Annotated in this window: 1 protein-coding gene; it reads left to right on the forward strand. The window is 72.8% G+C overall.

Features of this window, described 5'->3' with window-relative positions; translation table 11 throughout:
* Nucleotides 1-1,601: BTAD domain-containing putative transcriptional regulator (locus tag ACFU99_RS41500; RefSeq protein WP_384403348.1), on the forward strand; the 1,601-nt coding region annotated here is incomplete at its 5' end.
* Nucleotides 1,602-2,159 lie beyond the last annotated feature (558 nt).

Here is a 2,159-nt window from a genome sequence, read left to right on the forward strand (position 1 = left end):
CGGTGGAGCGGCGGGCGGCGGCCCTGCTCGCCCTCGGCCGCGCCGCCGAGGCCGTCCCCGACCTGGACGCCCATCTGGCCGAACACCCCTGGCGCGAGGACGCCTGGGGGCTGCTGGCGCTGGCCCTGTACCGGGCCGGCCGCCAGGGCGACGCGCTCGCCGCGCTGCGCCGGGCGCGGGCCGCCCTCGCCGCCGGACTGGGCCTGGACCCGGGCCCCGAACTGCGCCGCCTGGAACGCGACATCCTCGCCCAGGACCCCCGGCTCGACCCGCCGCGCGAGCCGACGACGGCGGCGGCCCGGCTGTGGTCCGAGGCGGCCACGGCGTACGACCGCACGGTCGGCGACGGCGCGCGGACGCGGCTGGAGGCTGCCGTCGCGCTGATCCGGAGCCTGGCGGTGACGGGCGCCGGCGGTCTGGAGGCGGCCCGGCGGCACCGCGTGGAGGCGGTGGCCGCAGCGGAGGAGTTCGGCGATCCGGAGCTGACCGCGCGGGTGATCGGCGCGTACGACGTCCCCGCGATCTGGACGCGCTCCGACGACCCGGAGCAGGCGCGGCGCGTCGTGGACGCGGCCGTACGCACCCTCGCCGCGCTGCCGGAGGGCGCGCACGACGCGGCGCGCTGCCGTCTGCTGGCCACCGTCGCGCTGGAGTCGCGCGGCACGCGTTCCCCGCGCGGGCCTCGTGCCGCCCGCGAGGCGGAACGTCTCGCCCGCCGTCTCGACGACCCCGCCCTGCTCGCCTTCGCCCTCAACGGCCGCTTCATGCAGTCCTGCACGCGGGCCGGGCTCGCTCCGGAGCGGGACGCGATCGGCGCGGTACTCCTCGCGCTCGCCGCCCGCCACGGGATGGCGACCTACGAGGTGCTCGGGCACCTGATCCGGCTCCAGGCGCTCGGCGCGCTCGGCGACTTCGCGGCCGCCGACGGGCACGCGGCGGCCGTGGACCGGCTGGCGGAGCGGTACGAACTGCCGCTCGCGGAGGTCTTCACACAGGGGTACCGGGCGATGCGGGTGGCCGCCGCGGCCTCAGTGGGTGGGGCGCAGGGCGGGGCGCGGGAACGGGCCGAGGCCGCGTTCCGGGCTGCCGCCGTGCGGCTCGACGGGGCGGGGATGCCTGGTGTGGAGGGCGGGCTCCTTCCGCTGGCGTTGTTGGGGGTGCGGTTGGGGGCCTGGGCGGAGGGGCGGGGGCCGCTGCCCACGGTGGACCTGGATGACGACTGGGGGCCGTACCGTCCGTGGGCCGAGGCGTTGGCGACGGCGACGGCGGGAGCGGGAGCAGCGTCGGCGTCGGGGCGTACGGGCGGCGCGGCCGACGCCCGTACCGCGCTTCATGCCCTGCCGGAACCGCCCGCCGACCTGCTGTACGAGGCCCTCTGCTGCGTGGAGGCCGCCGCCGCGCTCGCCGTGGGCGACCGACCTGCCTTGGTACGCGCTCGGGCCCGCCTGCTGCCCGCCGCCGCCGAACTGGCGGGCGCGGGCAGCGGTCTGCTCGTCTTCGGCCGCGTGCGGGACTACCTCGACGGCATCGACGCGGCGCTGTCGGAGCCCGATGAGTCCGACGAGTCCGATGAGCCCGACGAGCCGGACGATCTGTCCTAGTCGGCTCAGTGGGCTCAGTGGGCTCAGCCCCACGGCTATACCGGACGGTCGCTTTATGAAGACACCAAACATCTCCATCGGTTTCGTCATGAGTCGGCCAATAAAGGCGGGATGAGACCCAGTCGCTCGTCTTTTTCCTTGAGGAACTTCTGAGCCTTTTCGTGTTTAGCGGCCCTCGTTGTCTGGTGCGTACACACATATGGGTGGTGGGAATTCGGTTTGTGCGGAGTAAGGGGCCCGTTAGGCACTTGTCAGGGCTTTGTTAAGGGCTCTGTACCTGTTGACAGCCTTGATCGGCCAGTTTTACGGTTGCGGCGCCTGATCAAACAGCGGGCGATTGCGGCGAGTTCACCGTATTGCGTCGAGCGTTTTTCGGTCGCTGGTGTCCTATTTCAACGCCGCGCACTACCCTCGTTTCCAACCATGGGAGAGCTGATATGCCTACCGCTCTGATGGAAGAATTCGACCTCGACATCCGCGAGCTCGTCGACGAGCCCGAGGCCGACAATGGGGACAACGACCCCAAGGCCGAGACGACCAGCGTCATCACGTTCATCT

It is taken from the genome of Streptomyces sp. NPDC057654, from assembly GCF_042800135.1.
GTDB lineage: Bacteria > Actinomycetota > Actinomycetes > Streptomycetales > Streptomycetaceae > Streptomyces.